Annotated in this window: 21 protein-coding genes and 1 tRNA gene; 12 read left to right on the top strand and 10 right to left on the bottom strand. The window is 66.1% G+C overall.

Annotation, left to right across the window (positions count from 1 at the left end; translation table 11 throughout):
• Positions 1–2: 2 nt before the first annotated feature.
• Together BM430_RS05240 and BM430_RS05235 are read right to left on the bottom strand one after the other, a co-directional pair.
• Positions 3–1,616, bottom strand: coding sequence for a peptide chain release factor 3 (locus BM430_RS05240; protein ID WP_093566111.1), 1,614 nt, complete (start codon positions 1,614–1,616; stop codon positions 3–5).
• Positions 1,617–1,801: 185 nt separating this feature from the next.
• Positions 1,802–2,557 carry an SDR family oxidoreductase gene (locus BM430_RS05235; protein ID WP_093566109.1) on the bottom strand — a complete coding sequence of 252 codons (756 nt, stop codon included), beginning with the start codon at positions 2,555–2,557 and terminating at the stop codon, positions 1,802–1,804.
• 200 nt (positions 2,558–2,757) lie between these two features.
• Between BM430_RS05235 and BM430_RS05230 the strand changes: the two genes are divergently transcribed.
• Positions 2,758–2,832 (top strand) — tRNA-Gln (locus BM430_RS05230).
• A gap of 380 nt (positions 2,833–3,212) precedes the next feature.
• On the top strand, positions 3,213–3,620 hold the full coding sequence (locus BM430_RS05225) for a hypothetical protein (RefSeq protein ID WP_093566107.1): 408 nt from the start codon (positions 3,213–3,215) through the stop codon (positions 3,618–3,620).
• A gap of 398 nt (positions 3,621–4,018) precedes the next feature.
• Here the strand turns inward: BM430_RS05225 and BM430_RS33825 are convergent, their stop codons facing one another.
• The 6 genes from BM430_RS33825 to BM430_RS05200 all read right to left on the bottom strand — a co-directional run bounded on the left by BM430_RS33825 (position 4,019) and on the right by BM430_RS05200 (position 10,097).
• Positions 4,019–4,267: a hypothetical protein gene (locus BM430_RS33825; protein ID WP_143131967.1), complete on the bottom strand. Its 249-nt coding sequence runs from the start codon at positions 4,265–4,267 to the stop codon at positions 4,019–4,021.
• Between the two features lie 405 nt (positions 4,268–4,672).
• Positions 4,673–5,872, bottom strand: coding sequence for an IS256 family transposase (locus BM430_RS05220; RefSeq protein WP_093566106.1), 1,200 nt, complete (start codon positions 5,870–5,872; stop codon positions 4,673–4,675).
• A gap of 592 nt (positions 5,873–6,464) precedes the next feature.
• Positions 6,465–7,199 (bottom strand): hypothetical protein, encoded by a 735-nt coding sequence (locus BM430_RS05215; protein WP_143131966.1) that lies wholly within the window; start codon positions 7,197–7,199, stop codon positions 6,465–6,467.
• Positions 7,200–7,261: 62 nt separating this feature from the next.
• Positions 7,262–7,843, bottom strand: coding sequence for a hypothetical protein (locus BM430_RS05210; protein WP_093566103.1), 582 nt, complete (start codon positions 7,841–7,843; stop codon positions 7,262–7,264).
• 995 nt (positions 7,844–8,838) lie between these two features.
• Positions 8,839–9,459 carry a hypothetical protein gene (locus BM430_RS05205; RefSeq protein WP_093566101.1) on the bottom strand — a complete coding sequence of 207 codons (621 nt, stop codon included), beginning with the start codon at positions 9,457–9,459 and terminating at the stop codon, positions 8,839–8,841.
• A gap of 2 nt (positions 9,460–9,461) precedes the next feature.
• A complete protein-coding gene (locus BM430_RS05200; RefSeq protein ID WP_093566415.1) occupies positions 9,462–10,097 on the bottom strand; it encodes a recombinase family protein in 636 nt (211 codons plus the stop codon).
• A gap of 220 nt (positions 10,098–10,317) precedes the next feature.
• On the opposite strand from BM430_RS05200, the gene BM430_RS05195 reads away from it, so the two are divergent.
• The 3 genes from BM430_RS05195 to BM430_RS05190 all read left to right on the top strand — a co-directional run bounded on the left by BM430_RS05195 (position 10,318) and on the right by BM430_RS05190 (position 11,612).
• A complete protein-coding gene (locus tag BM430_RS05195) occupies positions 10,318–10,620 on the top strand; it encodes a PepSY domain-containing protein (RefSeq protein WP_244539336.1) in 303 nt (100 codons plus the stop codon).
• Positions 10,621–10,690: 70 nt separating this feature from the next.
• Positions 10,691–10,900 carry a hypothetical protein gene (locus BM430_RS33820; protein ID WP_143131965.1) on the top strand — a complete coding sequence of 70 codons (210 nt, stop codon included), beginning with the start codon at positions 10,691–10,693 and terminating at the stop codon, positions 10,898–10,900.
• A gap of 31 nt (positions 10,901–10,931) precedes the next feature.
• A complete protein-coding gene (locus BM430_RS05190; protein WP_093566097.1) occupies positions 10,932–11,612 on the top strand; it encodes an MgtC/SapB family protein in 681 nt (226 codons plus the stop codon).
• A 96-nt stretch (positions 11,613–11,708) separates the two neighbouring features.
• On the opposite strand, the gene BM430_RS05185 is transcribed toward BM430_RS05190, so the two are convergent.
• Entirely contained in the window at positions 11,709–11,981 is a 273-nt protein-coding gene (locus tag BM430_RS05185; protein WP_093566095.1) for a DUF6894 family protein, read from the bottom strand.
• Between the two features lie 165 nt (positions 11,982–12,146).
• Complete coding sequence (locus BM430_RS34565) at positions 12,147–12,320, bottom strand: hypothetical protein (RefSeq protein ID WP_177302946.1); 174 nt, start codon at positions 12,318–12,320, stop codon at positions 12,147–12,149.
• 588 nt (positions 12,321–12,908) lie between these two features.
• On the opposite strand from BM430_RS34565, the gene BM430_RS05180 reads away from it, so the two are divergent.
• From BM430_RS05180 to cas2, 7 genes are all read left to right on the top strand, one after another.
• Positions 12,909–13,532, top strand: coding sequence for a DsbA family oxidoreductase (locus BM430_RS05180; RefSeq protein ID WP_093566093.1), 624 nt, complete (start codon positions 12,909–12,911; stop codon positions 13,530–13,532).
• A 281-nt stretch (positions 13,533–13,813) separates the two neighbouring features.
• On the top strand, positions 13,814–14,488 hold the full coding sequence (cas5c, locus tag BM430_RS05175; RefSeq protein ID WP_093566089.1) for a type I-C CRISPR-associated protein Cas5c: 675 nt from the start codon (positions 13,814–13,816) through the stop codon (positions 14,486–14,488).
• The gene (cas8c, locus tag BM430_RS05170; protein WP_093566088.1) at positions 14,485–16,326 is read left to right on the top strand and encodes a type I-C CRISPR-associated protein Cas8c/Csd1; all 1,842 of its coding nucleotides are present in this window, start codon (positions 14,485–14,487) and stop codon (positions 16,324–16,326) included. Before cas5c ends, cas8c begins: the two co-directional genes overlap by 4 nt.
• On the top strand, positions 16,316–17,251 hold the full coding sequence (cas7c, locus tag BM430_RS05165) for a type I-C CRISPR-associated protein Cas7/Csd2 (protein ID WP_093566087.1): 936 nt from the start codon (positions 16,316–16,318) through the stop codon (positions 17,249–17,251). The genes cas8c and cas7c overlap by 11 nt, the downstream gene beginning before the upstream one ends.
• Positions 17,252–17,289: 38 nt before the next feature.
• Positions 17,290–17,907 carry a CRISPR-associated protein Cas4 gene (cas4, locus tag BM430_RS05160; RefSeq protein ID WP_244539335.1) on the top strand — a complete coding sequence of 206 codons (618 nt, stop codon included), beginning with the start codon at positions 17,290–17,292 and terminating at the stop codon, positions 17,905–17,907.
• An 11-nt stretch (positions 17,908–17,918) separates the two neighbouring features.
• Complete coding sequence (gene cas1c, locus BM430_RS05155) at positions 17,919–18,959, top strand: type I-C CRISPR-associated endonuclease Cas1c (RefSeq protein WP_093566083.1); 1,041 nt, start codon at positions 17,919–17,921, stop codon at positions 18,957–18,959.
• 9 nt (positions 18,960–18,968) lie between these two features.
• Positions 18,969–19,259: a CRISPR-associated endonuclease Cas2 gene (gene cas2 / locus BM430_RS05150; protein WP_093566081.1), complete on the top strand. Its 291-nt coding sequence runs from the start codon at positions 18,969–18,971 to the stop codon at positions 19,257–19,259.
• Positions 19,260–19,545 lie beyond the last annotated feature (286 nt).

Genomic DNA, 19,545 nt, shown 5'->3' with positions numbered 1-19,545 from the left:
CCTCAGGCCCGCCGCTTCTGGTAGTCCTTGACGTCGGTGAAGCGGATCGCCGGCGCCCGCTCCTCCTCGTAGCGCAGCGAGAATCCGGTGGTCGCCATGAAGACCGGCGCCCCGTCGAGGTCGCTCGCCATCGACGAGCCGTGCGAGCCGACGAACTTGTCGAGCTCGGCCTGATCCTCCGACTCGATCCAGCGGCAGATGGTGAAGCGGGTCGGCTCGTAGTCGATCGGCAGGCCGTACTCGGCCTGGAGCCGCTCCTTGAGCACGTCGAGCTGCAGCGCACCGACGACGCCGACGATCGCGCTCGAGCCGTCCTGCGGCAGGAAGAGCTGCACCACCCCTTCCTCGGCCATCTGCTGCAGCGCCTCGCGCAGCTTCTTGGCCTTCATCGCGTCGGTGAGCTTGATCCGGCGCAGGAGCTCGGGGGCGAAGCTCGGCACGCCGCGAAAGACCAGCTCCTCGCCCTCGGTCAGCGTGTCGCCGATGCGCAGGGTCCCGTGGTTGGGGATGCCGACGACGTCGCCCGCATAGGCCTCGTCGGCGATGGCCCGGTCCTGGGCGAAGAAGAATTGCGGCGAGGACAGTGAGATCGGCTTGCCGGTGCGCACCAGCCGCGCCTTCATGCCGCGGCTGAGCTTGCCGGAGCAGACCCGCATGAAGGCGATGCGGTCCCGGTGGTTCGGGTCCATGTTCGCCTGGATCTTGAACACGAAGCCGGTCATCTTCGGCTCGGTCGGCGAGACGGCGCGGGTGTCGGCGTCCTGGCCGCGCGGCGGCGGCGCCACCTCGGCGAGCCCGTCGATCAGGTCGCGCACGCCGAAATTGCGCAGCGCAGAGCCGAAGAAGACCGGGGTCAGGTGGCCCTCGCGGAACGCGTCGAGGTCGAACGGCTTGCAGCCGCCTTCCGCAAGCTCCGCCTCCTCGCGCCAGGTCGCGGCCTCATTGGCCTCCGGCAGCAGGGTGTCGAAGAGCGGGTCGTCGAGCCCCGAGACCGGCACCGTGCCGGCATCGTCCGCCGCGTCGAGCCGGCGCACCCGGCGGCGCAGCAGGTCGTAGGTGCCGGCAAAGCTCCGGCCGCGCCCGATCGGCCAGGTGACCGGCGCCACGTCGAGGGCGAGCGTCTTCTCGATCTCGTCGAGGAGGTCGAAGGGATCGCGGGCCTCCCGGTCGAGCTTGTTGACGAAGGTGACGATCGGGATGTCGCGCAGGCGGCAGACCTCGAACAGCTTGCGGGTGCGCGCCTCGATGCCCTTCGCCGCATCGATCACCATCACGGCGGAATCGACCGCGGTCAGCGTCCGGTAGGTGTCCTCCGAGAAGTCCTCGTGGCCCGGCGTGTCGAGCAGGTTGAAGACGCAGTCGCCGTACTCGAAGGTCATCACCGAGGTGACGACCGAGATGCCGCGCTCCTTCTCGATGCCCATCCAGTCCGAGCGGGTCGAGACGCGGTTGCGCTTGGCCTTGACCTCGCCGGCGAGCTGGATCGCGCCGCCGAACAGGAGCAGCTTCTCGGTCAGCGTGGTCTTGCCGGCATCCGGGTGCGAGATGATCGCGAAGGTGCGGCGCCGGGCGACCGGATCGGCGGGGGCGCGCGGGGCGTCTGTCTGCATCAGCATGGGAGGTGTCTGGCCCGGACCCGGGTTTGCCGTCTCGGGTCCGTCGGGCCCGGTCGTCGGTGAGGAGATGAATCCCCGATATGGGGAGGCGCGGGCGCCGCGTCAGCGCCCACGCCGCCTCTCTACCCCAAGCCGGCGCCGGAGGGCCAGAGGCCCCGGGCGTCCCGAGGGAGCCCCTGCCCGCGTCAGCCGCGGCCGATGAACGGCATCTTGGTCGCCATCACGGTCATGAACTGCACGTTGGCGTCGAGCGGCAGGCTCGCCATGTAGACCACCGCGTCGGCGACGTGCTTGGCGTCCATGGTCGGCTCGGGGCGGGTCGAGCCGTCGGGCTGGGGCACGCCGGCCTGCATGCGCACGGTCATGTCGGTGGCGGCGTTGCCGATGTCGACCTGGCCGCAGGCGATGTCGTGGGCGCGCCCGTCGAGAGAGGTCGAGCGGGTGAGACCCGTGATCGCGTGCTTGGTGGCGGTGTAGGGCGCCGAGAACGGCCGCGGCACGTGGGCCGAGATCGAGCCGTTGTTGATGATGCGCCCGCCGCGCGGCTGCTGCTTCTTCATCAGCCGGAACGCGCCCTGGGTGCACAGGAAGGCACCGGTGAGGTTGGTGTCGACCACCGCCTTCCAGGTCGCGACGGGCAGTTCGTCGAGCTCGACCGGCGGCGCGCCGATGCCGGCATTGTTGAACAGCACGTCGAGGCGGCCGAACGTCTCCTCGACGCGGGCGAACAGCGCGCCCACCGAGGCCTCGTCGCCGATATCGGTCGGCTGCGCGAGCGCGCGCCGGCCCTTGGCCTCGATCTCGGCGGCGACCGCCTGCAGCGGCTCGGGACGGCGCCCCGACAGGACCACGTCGTAGCCGGCCTCCGCCAGCCCGAGCGCCACCGCGCGGCCCACTCCCGAACCAGCCCCGGTCACCAGCGCGACCTTCTGCGTGCTCATCGGCCCTCTCCTCCCCTTGTCGGTGGTCGTTGCGGCGCTTCGCGCCGTTCGGTCGTTGACGGTTGCGGCGTTCCGCACCGTTCGCAGGGCCCGGCATACACGAGCCCGAAAGCCCCTCCAACAACCGGCCGTGCCCCGCACACGCAATGCCCCGGTTGCCAGCATCGCCCCACCCGGCTATGGAAGCGCCAGCCGCGCGTTGGGGCGTCGCCAAGCGGTAAGGCAGCGGTTTTTGGTACCGCCATTCCCAGGTTCGAATCCTGGCGCCCCAGCCACTTTGCGCTTTGTTCACAAGAATCAAGCACTTAAGCCAGATTAGCGAGATTCTGGAGACGCCCAGTCGTAACAGTCAGGCGTGTGCCACGGCCGGAGCACAACGGCCTCTTTGCCCCTACTGTTACGGCATCATTCCCCATGTGTTTGATCCTGCTCCGGAGCGCGATGCGGATCGGCTACTGCGCGCGGTTCCCGAACCTTTCAGGGCTGACTATGCGGAGACCGGGCCGCGGGTGCTCGCTGCTCTCCTCGCTCCCAAAGCCGACATCACGACGGCGGTGGACGATCTACCCATACCCACAGCTTGGCACGCGGGCAGCTCACAGGATTTTCCTGTCGCTGCGGTGACAACCTGAACGCCGCTCGCTACCCGCGCCAGATGAAGAAGCTCGCACTCCTCAATCTCTTGCCTGCGCTGCTTGCCGGCGCGGCGAACGCCCAGCCGGCACCGATCTTCGCCATCCCGATCACCGGGCAGCTCACGAACGGCAAAGCCGCGGCCGGGCAGGCCACGGGTTACAACAACGGCGTCGGCGAGTTCTGGGTGGCGTTTCCGGGGTCGATCCGCTGCACCGGCTCGTGGTCGGTGCGTGATCCCAATCCCACGATCGTGATCCCGGTGACGTGCGGCGCCCGGGTGCGGGGTGAGGCGATCGTGACGCGGCAGGCTGGCTTCATGACCGGATCGGCCATCGTGGCGCTCAGCAACGGCCAACGCGGTCAGTTTGTGTTCGGAGACCTCGCCTTTGAGCAAGCGTTTGATCAGGGCCGGGTGCGAACGCGCTGAGGGCGGTCCCCGCGCGCGTTGCTCATTCAGCGCTGACTGCAGGCGGTCTCAGGCCACGATTGGCACGACCTGGACGGCGAGGACGCCAAGCTGCGGCCGGGCAGCCTGGGCGCCGAGCTGCGGGCCGTGGCCAGCGGCTTCCTGGTCCCCGTCGTCCAGGCCGCATCGACCGCGATCGGCGCCGTGCGCATCACCGCGATTGCTAGTCGCGGCTGCGAGCAGTGACCACAGCGGCGACACTAGCGGCGGACCGGAGCCCGCATCAGGATCTCGAACACGTTCTTCTCGATCCAGCGCCAGAAGCAATCTTAGAGCGTGTGCCAGCGCAAAAAATCCGCTGACTTACATATATAACGTCATGTCGAATAATTCGACATGATAATATTGATTATGGGCTTTCAAATTTTCTCATCAAGGAATTTATAATCCGCGTCATGCTCAAACATATTTGATTTAGATCCAAATATATCTCTAATATCTCTAATTAAAGCCTCACCATCGAATTTAAGCGGCGGAAGAGGTCTGACATTTGAGCCGTAAGTGAATTTTGCCGCTCCCTTTTTATCGGAAATATTCTTCTTATATCTGGCGAAATGGATGATGTTCATATCAAGTCCCCAATTTTTGCCGACGACCCTGCCGGTCATCAACTCTGCCTTAGTTATAGCGTTTGCTCGGCGGGTATGCGGGCAGCTGCGAGCAAAAACTTTTCAGTGCGCGCTGTTTGAGGCGTCTTGCCCGCGCCTCTGATGAGACAGCGAGGTTCCGCAGCTCAAGAAGTGGTGAGCCATCGGGCTTCCTGAGTGAGTAGGCCCATTCCAGATGCCGAACTCACTGAGGATTTGCGCGCAGAAAATCGCAGAAAGATTGGGGAAATCGCAGGAGCTGCGCTAACCGGCTCGGCCGGCGACCGGCAGTGTCGGCATCTCGACAGGTGGGCGTAAGCCACGGGATGCCCTTTAGATCGCCTCAAAGGGGTCACCAGCGATCGTGTCCCAGGACGTGGTGTAGCTGAGTGTGGTCCACCACGATGACCGGCCGGGCCGGACTGGTCAGACGGCCAAGGTTGGCAGGCTGACGAGGGGATCATCGCCGATTGGGGCGATGCTTTCCAGGGTCATGTAGCGGCAGCGTTGCACGGCCCATTCGTCGTTTTGCTCGAGCAAGATCGCGCCGACCAAGCGGCGGATCGAGCGCTCGTCGGGGAAGATGCCGACGACCTCGGTGCGGCGCTTGATCTCGCCGTTGAGGCGCTCGAGCGGGTTGGTCGAGTGCAGCTTGGCGCGATGGGCGGCCGGGAAGCCCATGTAGGCCAGGACGTCGGTCTCGGCCGCGTCCATCAGGGCGGCCAGCTTCGGGACCTTGGGGCGGAGTTGGTCAGCCACCCGCCGCCATTGCTGGCGGGCGGCCTCGGCGTCCTCCTGGGCGAAGGCGGTGGCGATGAAGGCCGAGACGACGCGCCGGCCCGAGCGACCCGCATGGGCCAGAACGCTGCGCATGAAGTGCACCCGGCACCGCTGCCAGGAGGCGGTCATCACCTTGGCGACGGACGCCTTGATGCCCTCGTGGGCGTCCGAGATCACCAGCTTGACCCCGCGCAGACCGCGCCGGGCCAGCTTACGCAGGAACTCGGTCCAGAAGGTCTCGGCTTCGGACGGGCCGATGTCGAGGCCCAGCACCTCGCGCCGTCCGTCCGCGTTGACGCCGACCGCTACGATCACCGCCACCGAGACGATGCGGTGGTCCTGGCGCACCTTCACGTAAGTGGCGTCGATCCACAGATAGGGCCACTCGCCCTCGATCGGCCGCTCCAGGAAGGCGTTCACCCGTTCGTCGATCTCCTGGCACAGCCGGCTGACCTGGCTGTGGGAGATGCCCGTCCCGCCCATCGCCTGGACCAGATTGTCGACCGCGCGGGTCGAGATGCCCTGGATGTAGGCCTCCTGGATCACGGCCGTGAGCGCCTTCTCGGTCATGCGCCGGGGCTCCAGGAAACTGGGGAAGTAGCTGCCCGTCCGCAGCTTCGGGATGCGCAGCTCGACCGTGCCGGCCCGTGTCTGCCAGTCTCTGTCACGATAGCCGTTGCGCTGCGCCAAGCGCTCCGGGGTCTTCTCGCCGTGGGCGGCACCGGTCAGACCGGCCACCTCCAGTTCCATCAGACGCTGCGCGGCAAAGCCGATCATCTCGCGCAGCACGTCCGCGTCGGCGCTCTTCTCAGCCAGCGCCCGCAGGCTCATAACGGCATCGGTCATCGGGGGTCTCCCGGGTTCGGGGTTGGTGCTCGCAACCCGATCCTAACCCGTCACCGCCGATGGCCACCCCCGCGTGAGATCCCGCCTGCTACAGCGCTGTGGAGGGCGCGCAGGCGGGCTCTCCCGCTCTCGGCCAGCTACACCACTCCAAGGGACACGACCGTCACCGGCGGGCGCTAGGATAGAAACTCAGATGGCAGAGGCCGCACGAGTCCCAGCGGGTCTCCTACGCGGTCTCTGGGTTCCCTCGAGGAAAACCCGGGCAGCACATGGCCGGGGCGTTCCCAACTTCGGAACTGGGAACCCTGTGCCGGGAGGTGGGGAGAAAGACCCGCACACCTACCTGTCGCCGCCGAGCCATGTCTAAGAGAGAAGGAAGAGAAACTATATCTCTCTATATATAGCTCAGCGGTGACAGGCAGATGTGCGGGTCTTTGGCCGAAGCCCTCCGGCCGTGGGTTGGTCATTTCCATTCTAAACCACGCTCCGGCCTCGGCTTTTCCCGGCTCGGCTCTAAGACCCACACACCGGCAAGACCCGCACACCCGCCTGTCACTGGCCCACGTCCGCGGGTTGCCAAAGACCCGCATACCTACTTGTCACCGCACGTCCACGGGCTGCCCGGCGCCTCGAGCTGCCGGAACAACTGCACACGCCGCCGCGCCTGGTCCCGACTCCACGACCGGCCGGTCTTCGCCGAGAACAGCTTCGCGAGCTCGCCGTAGCCCGGATTGCCGATCGCGAAGGCGGCCAGGTAGAGGCGCCGCGTCTCCATCAGGTCGTTCAGCGTCGCGCCGTTCTTGCCCTTCAGCGCACCCTGACGACGCCCCGGCCTCGCGAGAAAGGTCTCGAGGACTGCGGCCTCGCGGGCAAGCTGCGCCTCATCGACCTGAGGCACGTCGAGCCTGGCGAGGATCGCGGGCACATCTGCGCGAGCGGCGCGCTGTGCCTCCACGCGGGCGGCGCGCTCCCGCTCCCGCTGCGTCCGCTTTTCCAAGCGCTTGCGCGCCTTGGTGCGCTCGCGAGCCTCTTCCTTCTTCGCCTCTCTTCTCCGCTCGGCCTCGGCACGGTCACGCTTCCGCTCGCGCGCCTTCCGCTCCTTCTCCTCCTCAAACCGTTGCTGCCAGGCTCGGCCGTGCTCGAGTGTCATACGCAGCACCTCCGGCGGCAGGTCCGACACAACCGGCGCGGGGGCGGCTGGCACATCGCGGTGCGCCGGCTCGACCATGACGGCGTCGAGCTCGGCAAAAGTCTCCTGCAACCACAGCCGCTCAGCCGATGCGGCAAGAAATTCACTTTGTGAATATTCATAGCAATCGCTATTCATAGAGCCACTCCATCAATGTTGACGAGCCGCCGCGGTGTCCCGACCGCGGCGGCCTTTTCGTGTTAGGAGTGGACGGCGCCGGCCTCGAGCTCCTGCTCAAGGTCGGACGGCCGCACGATCATCGTGGCGGCCTGGTTGCGGATGATCCGGGCGAGGTCGACGGCGATGCTCGGCGAGAGGGCGGTCTTCGTCGCCTCGCCCGTGATCTTGTTGCGGAAGCCGATAGAAACGCCGCGACCGTGCCGGCCGAAGGTGAGCTCGTGCAGGGCGTCGCCCTCGCGGATGGCGAAGCCCACGACGCGGCCGACCGGCATCATCACGCCCGTATCGAGCACGAGCGGCGTCTTCCCGGCCGCGGCCTCGAGCCCGTGGGCGACCATGATGGCCTGCTCGCGGCGCAACATGGGAAGCACCCACCCACGCATGTCGATGACGACGTGATCGTCATGGGCGTGCACGTCGAAGGTCGGCAGCGTGTCGGGGATCTCGTCGTAGTCGATCGCCTCGGCGATCACGGACTCGAGGAGACCGACGAGCGTCACGCCGCGCCTAGCAGCGATCATGCGAAGCTGCTCGAGGCGCTCGGCCGGGAGCGTGATCGTGGAAGCCGGGGACGAGATGGTGGTGATTTCGAGGGAGGTCATCAAGCAATCCAATTGCCAAGGGTAAGCCTAAGGCAATTGTATTGCACGCGAGCTTCTCGCACAACCTCTAACGCGACACGTAAGCGGCCTTGTGGAACCGAAATCAGCCCCTTCCGGAAGTCCTCGGAAGGTCTCGCGGGCGCCTCGCGGCGGCGCATAGACAAGGGAAAGCATAAAGGCCCCGGCGCGGATGCCGGGGCCTCACCCTTCGACTTTCCAGAACCTCATGTCGATGCAGCCCTCATAGCGCCGAGGGGACGGCATGCGCTCAATCTGGGGTGTGGTGGGATGCCGCAGGCGACGAAGGTGTCGGTTACCTGAGGTGCTTCTCCACTCAGGCCTGCGGGTAGCGGCACATAAAGGCTACCGGCCGAGACGGATCTTCTTGGGCTCGGAGATGGTTTCTCCTGCCTTGAGGAGATCACCATAACCGACGCCGAGAACAAGGATACCCAGGAGCGCCATCACACCAGCGGCATCGACGTGGGCAACGCACGCCCGACGATCGAGAGGACCGGGACCACCCAGCGCGGCGGCGACATGGGTAACGCTGGCCCCATCGTCGAAAGGACTGGGACTACCAAGCGTGGCAATGACATGGGCAATGCCGGCCCTGTGGTCGAAAGGAGTGGGTCTCGTGTACAAGGCCACGAGGTGGACGGCACTACGGAGAACAATGACCTAGTCGACGGGCGCCTCAATCCAGACGCACAATCACCGGGTAATGAAGCTGGGAAGCCGTTCAACCCGAAAGAGAACGACATAGCCTGATCAGACCTGTGATACTGATCTACTAAAGGGGGGTTCCTAGCTCCCCCTTTTTCTTATCGGAGTGAAAATCCATGCCGTAGTTAAATTTCGTGGTCGAAAAATCGGTCCGGCCACAGTGCTGTCCCCCTTCGCAAAAGGGCCGTTTTTTCTAGGACTTCGGCCTTTCGCTAAAGCACGATGGCACGATTTCGTGGAGCAGATCTCGAGCGCGCAATGGGGTGCATTCACTTCTCCTCAACAATCACGTCGTTCTCATCGGTATCTGCGAAGTCCGCATCGTCGGTGTCGTGCCCCCGCTGGATCCTCTCGATGGCGGCCTTTGACAGGTCTTGAATGACCAAGACCGGCAGATCGGCATTGCTCATGTCATCGTCGTTGATGCCGAGCGACTTCCTCTTCAAGGCGTGGAGGCGTTCAAGGGCAGCCGCGGCGTTGGTCAGCATCTTCACCTTCGCAGCGGCGGCGTAGATCTGGCCTGGATCAGCGGCAGCCGCATCGATGCTCACGACGATCATCCGCTCGACCTTCTCGGCCGCAGCGAAGGTTGCGTCCCCGATCTGCCGTGCCTTCGTGGTCAGGTCTTCCACGTCGGCAGCCCGCTCGGCCTGGACGCGGGCGGTGACCTCGATGGCGAGGGCCTTGGCGCTGGCGCCCTTCTCAATGCCGCGGCGTGCGAACCGCGCCTGAAGGGTGCGCTCGGTGACGCCGAAACGCTGCGACAGTTCTGCCAGCGTCGCGGCTCCGGCCGACCACAGCGCCTCGACCTCGACCCACCGATCCTCGGAGAGCTTGATGTAGCGGCGCTTGCCGGCCGCGGCGTTCGACATGGTGGCGTTGTCCTTCATGGTCATGCACTCCACCGGGCCAGGGCGGCTTCGGCTTCGGCGGGATCCTCTTGGATGCGGTAGACGGTCTGCCTCGACAGGCCGGTGTCCCTGGCGATGGCGGAGACGCTGGCGCCCTGGGCGAGCTGTGCGCGCACGGCTTCGAGCTGGGCGCGGCTGTAGGACGGCTTACGGCCCCGGTAGGCGTCGTCCCGGCCCTTGGCGTGGGCGATACCGGCGCGCTGGGCTTCCTTCGACGCCTCTGCCTGCGCCTGCGCCGTCGCGGCCATGAACGAGATGAGGGCGTCCCGCACGGCCCGCTGCATCGGGTCCGCGGCGGCGCCGTCGAACACTAGCCCGTTGATGACGGTGCGGACGACGATGCGACGGTTCATTAGAGCTTGGATGGTGTCCGTCACATCCTGGTAGTCGCGGCCGAGCCGGTCGACCCACCGGACCACGAGGGTGTCACCCTCGCGGAGCTTGCCGAGCAGCCGGCTCCCGCCCGGCCGATCGGCGAGCTTGGTGCTGACGCCGCTCACGCCTTCGTCCGCGACCACCTCGTTGATCGTGAAACCCGCCTTCTCTGCCTGGATGCGCTGGTGAGCGGCCGTCTGGTCCGTGGTGGAGACGCGGGCGTAGAAGAAAGTCATGGACATCAAGCGAAACCGTCCGCTGGGGTAATGTCCGTATATAAACATGTCCGTTGATCGAAAGCAACCCTAACGGACGGCGTTTCGGACGACTGAGGCGGTGTCCGCTGCGGTATGCCCCTATGGACGGCCGGAATAACGAACAGACCTCGGAGCGCCACGCTGCGGTCCGCTCAGGGTGGAAAGCGGACCAGCATCTGACCCAGCGAAACAAGCCTGCCCCTTGGTGCGTTTCGCCATCATCAATCCCAGCCGGGAGACGATGATGAACCGATCCCTTGCTCTCGCCCTGGTCGCCAGCCTCTTTTTCAGCGGCGCTGCCCTCGCCAAGGACCAGCCCGGCGCGGACTGGATGACCAAGGCGGACTTGAAGAAGCACATGGAGAGCGAGGGCTACAGCGCCATCGTAGTCGGAGCCGACGACGGTCATTGGGAAGGCGAGGCCGTCAAGGATGGCCGCATCGTCGAGTTCCACGCGGATGCCAAGACAGGTCGCATCACGAAGTCCGTGCCTAAGACCGAGAACTGATACACTACAGTCGATGCGGCTCGTCAGATATTAGACGCAGTGCGCGAGCCGTAGCAGCAGAGAGGAAGCCATGAGCAAGACTGGCCTCCTCCCCCTCTCCGCACAACTCCTGCACCTGTCGGAGCGCGTCATCAGCGTTCGCCGTCAGGACCGCGTAGAACGTGCGCTCGCCATTATCAGACGAGCCATTGATCCTGCTGACAACCTGCACAAGGTGCGCGACGCGTTTGCTCTTTGCCATCGGTCCGGATGTGAGGTGGCAAGGCCACGTTGGAAATGAGCTTACCTACAAAGATGAGGAGCCTCCTTCCATGCTGGGCAATGGCGAGTTGATCCTACGGCTCTCCCTCGCGGCCGTGCTCGGCAGCGCGGTCGGGTTCGAGCGCGAGCGGTTGCTCTGGGCCGCGGGCATCCGCACGCACATGCTCGTGTGCGTCGGTGCCTGCCTCATCATGCTGGTGTCGGCCTTCGGGTTCAACGACGTGCTCGGCCAGAAAGGCGTCGTGCTCGATCCTTCACGCGTCGCCGCGCAGGTCGTGTCCGGCATCGGCTTCATCGGCGCGGGCACCATCCTGTTGCGCGGCGAGGTGGTGAAGGGCCTCACCACGGCCGCGAGCCTCTGGGCGATCGGCGGGATCGGTTTGGCGATCGGCGGCGGCCTCTACGTGGCTGGCGTCGCCACGACCGTCATCGTGCTTGTCATTCTCGCGGGCGTGAAGCCGCTTGAGGAGCGATACCGTGATCGCCTCCAGACCCTACCCATCACCCTCACAGCACGACGCGGCTCGTTGTCGATCGATGCGCTGCAAGAGGTTGCCGGACCCCGCTCGTCGCGGGTGCGCCAGTTCATCGTGCGGCAGAGCGAGGAGGACCCGGAGATGGATGAGGTCAGCATCTCGTTCGTGAGATTGTCGCGCACCTCGGTCAACGAGATCGCCGATCGCCTTCGAAAGCACCCCGGCGTCGTGAAAGTCGAGCCCGTCAAGCCATAAGGTGACGTAGGCGGACTTCCTTCGAAGGTCTCCTACGGGTGGAAAGCAGACGGCCGAGGTGGGTCACCAGTCCCAGAGAAGAGGCTGGTGCTCCGCTCAATCGGGGTCCTCGAGCGCAGGCGGCACCTCTTCTCCCAACCAGATGCTCGCGAAGGTCAGGGTCGCCGTATAGACGGTCAGGTTGCTCGCGTTTCGGACGATGACCGTCAACGCCTGCCGATCTCCATCCTTCGGAATGGTGTCTCGCGCGATCGCAGGAAGGGCTGTCATGGCTTCAGCCCTAATGGCATCTTGACCGCTACACTCGGTGCCTACGTTGTCTCGGGACAGGTGCTGCCCATCGTGGATGTCAAAGTAGTAGCGGGCCATGGGTCCCCTGCTGTGATCACCTAGACCCCAACGCTCCAAGGTGATTGATGTTCGGTATGATTTCGCACCATAGATCCGTAACGGATTGTTTGTGGATTTGGGTTCTGTGAACCTGCTGTCCACCGCGACCGTGGCTTCTCCCGGGCGCTTAGGCCATAGACCTTCTCACTCGATGCCGTGGCCGTCAGCCAACCCAAGGATGTCACTGGCGATTAAAGCCGCGAGGGCACGCATCAACGCCGTAGAAAACGCCTGCATGTCCGATGTGCCATGCTCCATTACCACCTCATGTGCCTCTATGCACTTGGTGGTCATGTCATCGAGTTCAGCTTGTGTCATGATCGGGGCCTCTGGGGGCACGCCGATACGCGCGGCTGCTGACGCCATTCATCTGTTGCACGGATGCAATTAGAGCACAATCAGCGTTTACATTTCATAGGATTCATCAAGGGTCTGAGGCATCGATCATGTGTGAGCCGTTGATGATTGGTGCGTCTGCCCAGCGGCAGGTGCGATTGCGCGCGTCGCTTCAGAGGGTTGCGGATGCCCTTGGGGTGTCACCGGAGACGTTGATCGAGGACGCGAAAAAAGGCACGTTCAGCGACGAGACGTCGGAATTACTACGCCTTTGGTTCCAGATCAAAGACCCCTCTAAGCGCCGCTTCCTCTTGGGTGAAGTGCGGAAAGCAGCAGGTAACGCCTCCTAGCGAGCCGTGCACATACATTAGATACGACCGCTTTGGGTCGAAAGCGGCCCAAGACGACGCTCAAAATCCGCTAGGGTATACCCGTGCGGACATGGTCACTGATGCATGGCTCGCGCGGCGTGTGCTTAGACGGGCGACAGAATGGGCGCGCGGGCGTGACCCTCCCCTCTTGTTCAGCTACCCACTTCCGAAAAGCATGATGCAAACTCAAAGTCACACCATGCCGCTGACCATCTCCTTGTTCTCCGACGTGATCTGCCCCTGGTGCTTCATCGGCAAGCGCCGGCTCGAGCGCGCTCTCGACCAACTCGGCCTGCGCGAGAGCACCGCCATCGAGTGGTTGCCGTTCGAGCTGAACCCAACCATGCCGCCCGACGGCATGGAACGCGCCATCTATCGCGCCCGCAAGTTCGGGGCGGAGCGCAGCGCGCAGCTCGACGCGCAGATGGCCGAGATCGGGCGGCAGGAGGGCATCGATTTCGCGTTCGAGCGGATGACGCGCACGCCGAGCACGCGGCGCGCTCACATGTTGATCGCGGCCGCGGCGCAGCACGGACGGGCCGACCCGGTCGTGGACGCCCTGTTCCGCGCCTACTTCGAGGAGGGCCGGGATGTCGGCGATTTCGACGTTCTGCGCGAGATCGGCGTCGCAGCGGGGCTCAAGCGAGACGTCGTTGACGACGCGCTCGGCAACGAGCAGCTGCAACAGCTCGTCGAAGCCGTCGAGCGGCAGGCCGCCGAGATGCAGGTTGCGGGCGTGCCGTTCTTCATCATCGACCGCAAGTGGGCGGTCTCCGGCGCGCAGCCGGCCGAGCAGTGGGTCGCGGCACTCAAGACGGCATAGATTTTACAGCGGCGCCTCCTGTTGGGGTTGCAACTTTGGCACTCGAACCAAAATCATCGATCCAACGAGCTACAAGGGGCTAGCATTCGGGCGCGTTTAGTCCTAGCCCTAGTGACACTCGTAGCGGGGCAAAGCCTCCAATGATAGATTTGGTCCGCGATACCGGTCTATGAGCAGCCGACGCTCATCATCCAGTAAAATGTGCCAGCGAGTCATAGTTCTTGGGCGAGTGGCTGGACATCGCAATCAAGACGCACCATTAGGTTTATTGGAGACCGTGCGTGGGATACGGCATCAAGATTCACGTCTGGGGTGATCGAGCCTGCTTCACGCGACCTGAAATGAAGGTAGAACGCGTCTCCTACGACGTCATGACGCCCTCCGCCGCACGCGGTATTCTCGAGTCTATTCTCTGGAAGCCGCAGATGTGCTGGATCGTCGACCGCATCCACGTGCTCAGGCCGATTCGTTTCCAGTCGCTGCGGCGGAACGAAGTCGAGGACAAGGTGTCGTCGGCCCTCGCCGAGCGCGCCATGCAGGCGGGCTCGACGGAAGGGCTCGGCCTTGTCGTCGAGGAGAAGCGCCAGCAGCGAGCCGCGACACTGCTTACGAACGTCGCCTACATCATCGAGGCGCATTTCGCGCTAACCGACAAGGCTGGCCGCGACGACACACCGGCCAAGTATCTGAGCATGTTCAACCGCCGCGCGGCAGCGGGTCAGTGTTTCCATCGACCCTGCCTCGGCACTCGCGAATTTCCGGCCGACTTCGCCTTGATTGCCGATGACGAGGCGCTGCCGGCGAGCACGCTGCCCGCCGAGCAGCACGATCGTGACCTTGGCTGGATGCTCCACGACATCGTTGGGCCGAAGCGGGTGTCGCAGTTCTTCCGCGCCCGCCTCACAGGTGGGGTGCTCGACGTGCAGGCGTGCCTCACCGAAGGGACAGTGACGTGACTGTCCTGCAGGCCCTTGACCGCTACTACGACCGCATGGCGGCGCGAGGCGAGGCGGAGGCGCCGGGCTTCTCCCGCGAGAAGATCGGCTTCTGCCTCGTGCTCACGCCGGATGGCGCCGTCACAGAGGTAATTGACCTGCGCGAGACTGTGGGCCGCAAGCGCCACCCCCGGCTCCTCGACGTTCCAGCCGCGGTCAAGCGCACCGCCGGCATTCTGCCGAACCGGCTGTGGGACAAGACCGCCTACGTTCTCGGCCGCACTGCCGGCCCAGGCCGTCGGACGGCCGAGGAGCACGCCGCCTTCAAGACGCTGCACCGCGAGTTGCTGGCGGACGTTGACGACCCGGGTCTCCTCGCACTCGCCCGCTTCCTCGAATCATGGGACCCGACCGCCTTCGATGCGGCACCGTTCGAGCCGGAGATGCTCGACGCCAACATGGTCTTCCGGCTGGCCGGCGAGCACATCTACATCCACGACCGGTCCGCGGCTCGGCTCCTCGTGACAGGTGCCCCGTCCACGGACGCGACCGGCCCGGTCTGCCTCATCACCGGCCGACCCGCCGCCCCCTTGCGGCTCCATCCAACCATTAAGGGCGTGGAGGGCGCGCAACCCTCCGGCGCCGCGCTCGTCTCCTTCAACAAGGACGCCTTCACGTCCTACGGCAAGGTGCAGGGCGACAACGCGCCGGTCTCGGCGGAGGCGGGCTTCCGCTACGGCGCGGCCCTCAACCGGATGCTCGACCGCAACAGCCGCAACCGCCTGCGTAGGCCGCTGGGCGACGCCACGGTGGTGTTCTGGGCCGACACCTCGGCCACGGTCGGTGAGGAGGCAGCCGCCGCAGCGGAGGAGGCCTTCGCGTCGTGGTTCGATCCGCCCCCGAGCCCGGCTCCCGATCAAGACGCTGCGGAGGCCGCGCTGATCCGCGATGCCCTCGCCACCCTAGCGGCAGGCCGCCCGGTCGAGGCGGTGGCACCCAAGGTCGCGCCTGGCACCCGCTTGCACGTGCTCGGGCTGGCACCCAACGCCGCGCGCCTCTCGGTGCGGTTCTGGCTGGAGGATTCCTTCGAGGTCTTCGCACGGCGCCTGGCTCAGCACCACGCCGACCTCGCGCTCGCCCCCCGCCCCCGCGGCTGGGGTAAGCCGCCCGCGATCGGACGCCTACTCGTCAAGACCACGGCGCTGCAGGAGAAGTTCGACAACATCCCGCCCCTGCTGGCCGGCGAGGTCGCCCGGGCAGTGCTCGCCGGCACGCGCTATCCACGCAGCTGGCTTACCGCCGCCTTGGTGCGGCTGCGAGCAGGGGACGATCCCACGACCGGCTGGCACGCCGCCGCCATCCGCGCATGCCTGACGCGCGATCTGCGCCTGAACGGAGACCGAGGAGAGATTCCGGTGAGCCTCGACAAGGACGATCCCAGCCCCGCCTACCAGCTCGGGCGCCTGTTCGCGGCACTCGAAACCGCTCAGCGCCTCGCCCTTGGCCGGGGGATCAACGCGACCATCCGCGACCGCTACTTCGGGGCGGCCTCGGCGACGCCGGCGGGCGTCTTCCCACTGCTCCTGCGAGGGGCGCAAAACCACATCGGGCGCCTGCGCAAGGACCGCAAGGATTACTGGATCGAGCGCGAGATCGGCGAAATCGTCGAGCGGCTGCCGCCCGTGCTGCCCCGTGTGCTGCGCCTCGAGGCGCAGGGGCGCTTCGCCATCGGCTACTACCACCAGCGCCACGCGCAGTTCGCCGGCAGGCCAGCCCTTGCCGCGGCCGTCGAGGCCGACGAGACCAAAGATAGCCAGAACCAAGACAGCCCAATCGAGGACAGCCAGGATGACGTCTGAGGCCGTCGGCGTGACCCGCCGCCACGAGTTCGTGCTGTTCTTTGACGTGCAGAACGGCAACCCGAATGGAGACCCGGATGCCGGCAACCTGCCGCGGCTCGATCCCGAGACCAATCAGGGCCTCGTCTCGGACGTCGCCCTCAAGCGCAAGATCCGCAACTACGTCGCGCTGGCGCGTCCCGACGCACCGGGCCACGAGATCTACATGCGCGACGGCGCCACCCTGAACGCCGAACACCGGCGGGCCTGGACCGCCGTGATGCCGGAGGCGAAGCCCGAGGATCAGAAGAAGCTGCCGAAGGAGGCCAAGGCGCGTGAGCTCACACGCTGGATGTGCGCCAATTTCTGGGACATCCGGGCGTTCGGGGCGGTGATGACCACTGGGGTCAATGCCGGCCAGGTGCGCGGCCCGGTGCAGCTCGCCTTCGCGCGCTCTGTCGAGCCAGTCCTGCCGCTCGAAATCGCCATCACCCGGCTCGCCGCCACCACGGAGGCCGACGCGGACGCCAAGGGCGGGCGCACAATGGGCCGCAAACACATCGTGCCTTACGGCCTCTACCGGGCCCACGGCTTCGTCTCGGCGCCACTGGCCTCGCACCCGGTGAAGGGCACAGGGTTTTCGGACGACGACCTTGCATTGCTGTTCGAGGCGCTCGGGCAGATGTTCGACCACGACCGCTCGGCCGCCCGCGGTGAGATGGCTACCCGCAAGCTGGTGATCTTCCGTCACGCCACGGCTTTGGGCAACGCGCCTGCCCATGCGCTGTTCGATCGGGTGCGGACCTTGCGGGTGCACAAGGGCGAGGCGCACGAGATCGGCGCCGACGCCACCGACAACTGTCCCCCTGCCCGCAGCTTCGCGGATTACCGCGTCACGGTAGACCGGGAGGCGCTGCCGGCGGGGGTCGAGGTGATCGAGCAATAGCGCGTAGGTCCGGGATGACAGCGCGACCGCTCTCCGCGGTGGCCGAGGACGGGCTGATCCCGCTCTCGGCGCTCCAGCACTACCTGTTCTGCCCGCGCCAGAGCGCGCTCATCCATGTCGAGCAGCTCTGGGCCGAGGACGAGGCGACGGCGGAAGGGCGCCTCCTGCACGAGCGCGTCGATTCCGGTAAGTGCGAGAGCCGGCCAGGATTGCGCATCGCACGCGGCGTCGCGCTGCGCTCCTTCGCGCTCGGCGTGTCCGGCCGGGCCGACGCGGTGGAGTTTCGGGGCCGGCCGGCGCGGCCCGTCCCCGTGGAATATAAGCGCGGCAAGCCGAAAGCGCATCGCGCCGACGAGGTTCAGCTCTGCGCCCAGGCGATCTGCTTGGAGGAGATGTTCGGCACTGCGATCCTCGAGGGCCTCCTATTCTACGGCCAGACGCGGCGTCGCGTGCGCGTCGTGTTCGACGAGGGCCTACGCGCAATCACTGCCGAGGTCGCCGCCGCGGCCCATGCGATGATTGGCAGCGGGGTGACGCCGGCCCCGGCGCGTAAGCCCGCCTGCCGCCGTTGCTCGCTCGAATCACTGTGCAAACCGCACATCCTGGAGAAGCCGCCCAAGGTCGCCCGGTGGCTGGCGGGCCAGATCGCAAACTGAGGACGTCCATCATGCGCCGGATGCGCAACACGATCTACGTCACCAGTGAGGATGCCTGGCTGCGCAAGGATGGCGCCAACGTCGTCGTCGAGGTCGAAGGCCGCGAACGCGGCCGCGCCCCGCTGCACATGATCGACGGAGTCGTGAGCTTCGGGCGAGCGGGTGCCTCGCCGGCTCTGCTGGCGGCTTGCGCCGAGGCCGGGATCACGGTCTCGCATCTGGACCCGAACGGCCGCTTCCTTGCCCGGGTCGAGGGACCGCGCAGCGGCAACGTGCTGCTGCGCCGCGCCCAGTATCGCGCCGCCGACGATGCGCCGCGCGCCGCCCTGATCGTGCGCGGCATCGTCACCGCCAAGACCGCGAACCAGCGGGCCGTTCTGCGGCGGGCCCTGCGCGACCACGGCGAGCGCCTAACGCCTGAGGCGGCGGCGAACCTGTCGGCGGCGGAAGCTCGCCTGACCGACATCGCACGACGCGCGTTGGTGGCAGACGATGTCGAAGGCCTGCGCGGGCTCGAGGGCGAGGCGGCCGCCCACTACTTCGCCATGTTCCGGCATCTCATCCGCGTCGACGATCCGGCCCTCTCGTTCGGCGGGCGCTCCCGGCGGCCGCCCCTCGATCGAATCAACGCACTCCTGTCGTTCCTCTACGCGCTGCTCGGTCACGATTGCCGGTCGGCACTGGAGACCCACAGCCTCGACCCGCAGGTCGGGTATCTGCACGCCGACCGCCCAGGTCGCGCCAGCCTCGCCCTCGACCTAATGGAGGAGTTGCGCCCGGTCCAGGCCGACCGGCTCGCCCTCAGCCTCGTCAACCGTCGGCAGCTCGGCGCGGAGGACTTCACCGTCGAGGAAGCGGGCGGCGTGCGCCTCACCGACGCGGCGCGCAAGCGCGTCCTGATCGCCTGGCAAGAGCGCAAGCGCGAGGAGTTGCGCCACCCCTTCCTCGGCGAGACCATGCCGTTCGGCCTCGTTTGCCACGCCCAGGCGCAGATGCTCGCCCGGCACCTGCGCGGCGACCTCGACGGCTACCCGGCCTTTGTCTGGAAGTGATGCTGCGCCATGCTGATGCTCGTGGCCTACGACGTGAACACCGAATCCGCCGCGGGACGGCGACGTCTGCGCCGCGTCGCCCGGGCCTGCCTCGATTACGGCCAGCGGGTGCAGAACTCGGTCTTTGAGTGCGAGGTCGAGCCCGCCAAGTGGACGGAGCTGCGTGCCCGCCTCGTCGCCGAGATCGACCCGGGGCACGACCCACTCCGCTTCTACCGTCTGGGCTCCGATGCGCGCGGCCGAATCGAGCATGTCGGCGCCAAGCCGATCCTCGATCTCGATGGCCCACTGCTCTTCTAGCCATGTGCGCGAACCTCGAGCGCACAGCCTTCTCCCCACAGCATTCGCGCGTCGAAGAACCCGTTGCGGTGATGAGGTTTCCGGCATCGTGCCTGTTCCCGCCGCGGCCCGGGCCGCCCCTAACTTGGGACGTTCGCGCGGAATCGTCGTATTTCGTTTTTAGCGCAAGTGGTTAGTGTGCCGGGGGTCGCCCTCTCACGGGGGCGCGGATCGAAACGCGATGCCCACCAGCATCGCCGCGCCGCGCGCCGGGGTCGCCCTCTCACGGGGGCGCGGATCGAAACTG

Origin of the sequence: Methylobacterium sp. 174MFSha1.1, assembly GCF_900116815.1 — a bacterium.
In the GTDB taxonomy this organism is placed as follows: domain Bacteria; phylum Pseudomonadota; class Alphaproteobacteria; order Rhizobiales; family Beijerinckiaceae; genus Methylobacterium.
The sequence above is the reverse complement of the archived record's forward strand: the minus strand, read 5'-3'. Positions and strand labels throughout refer to the sequence as shown.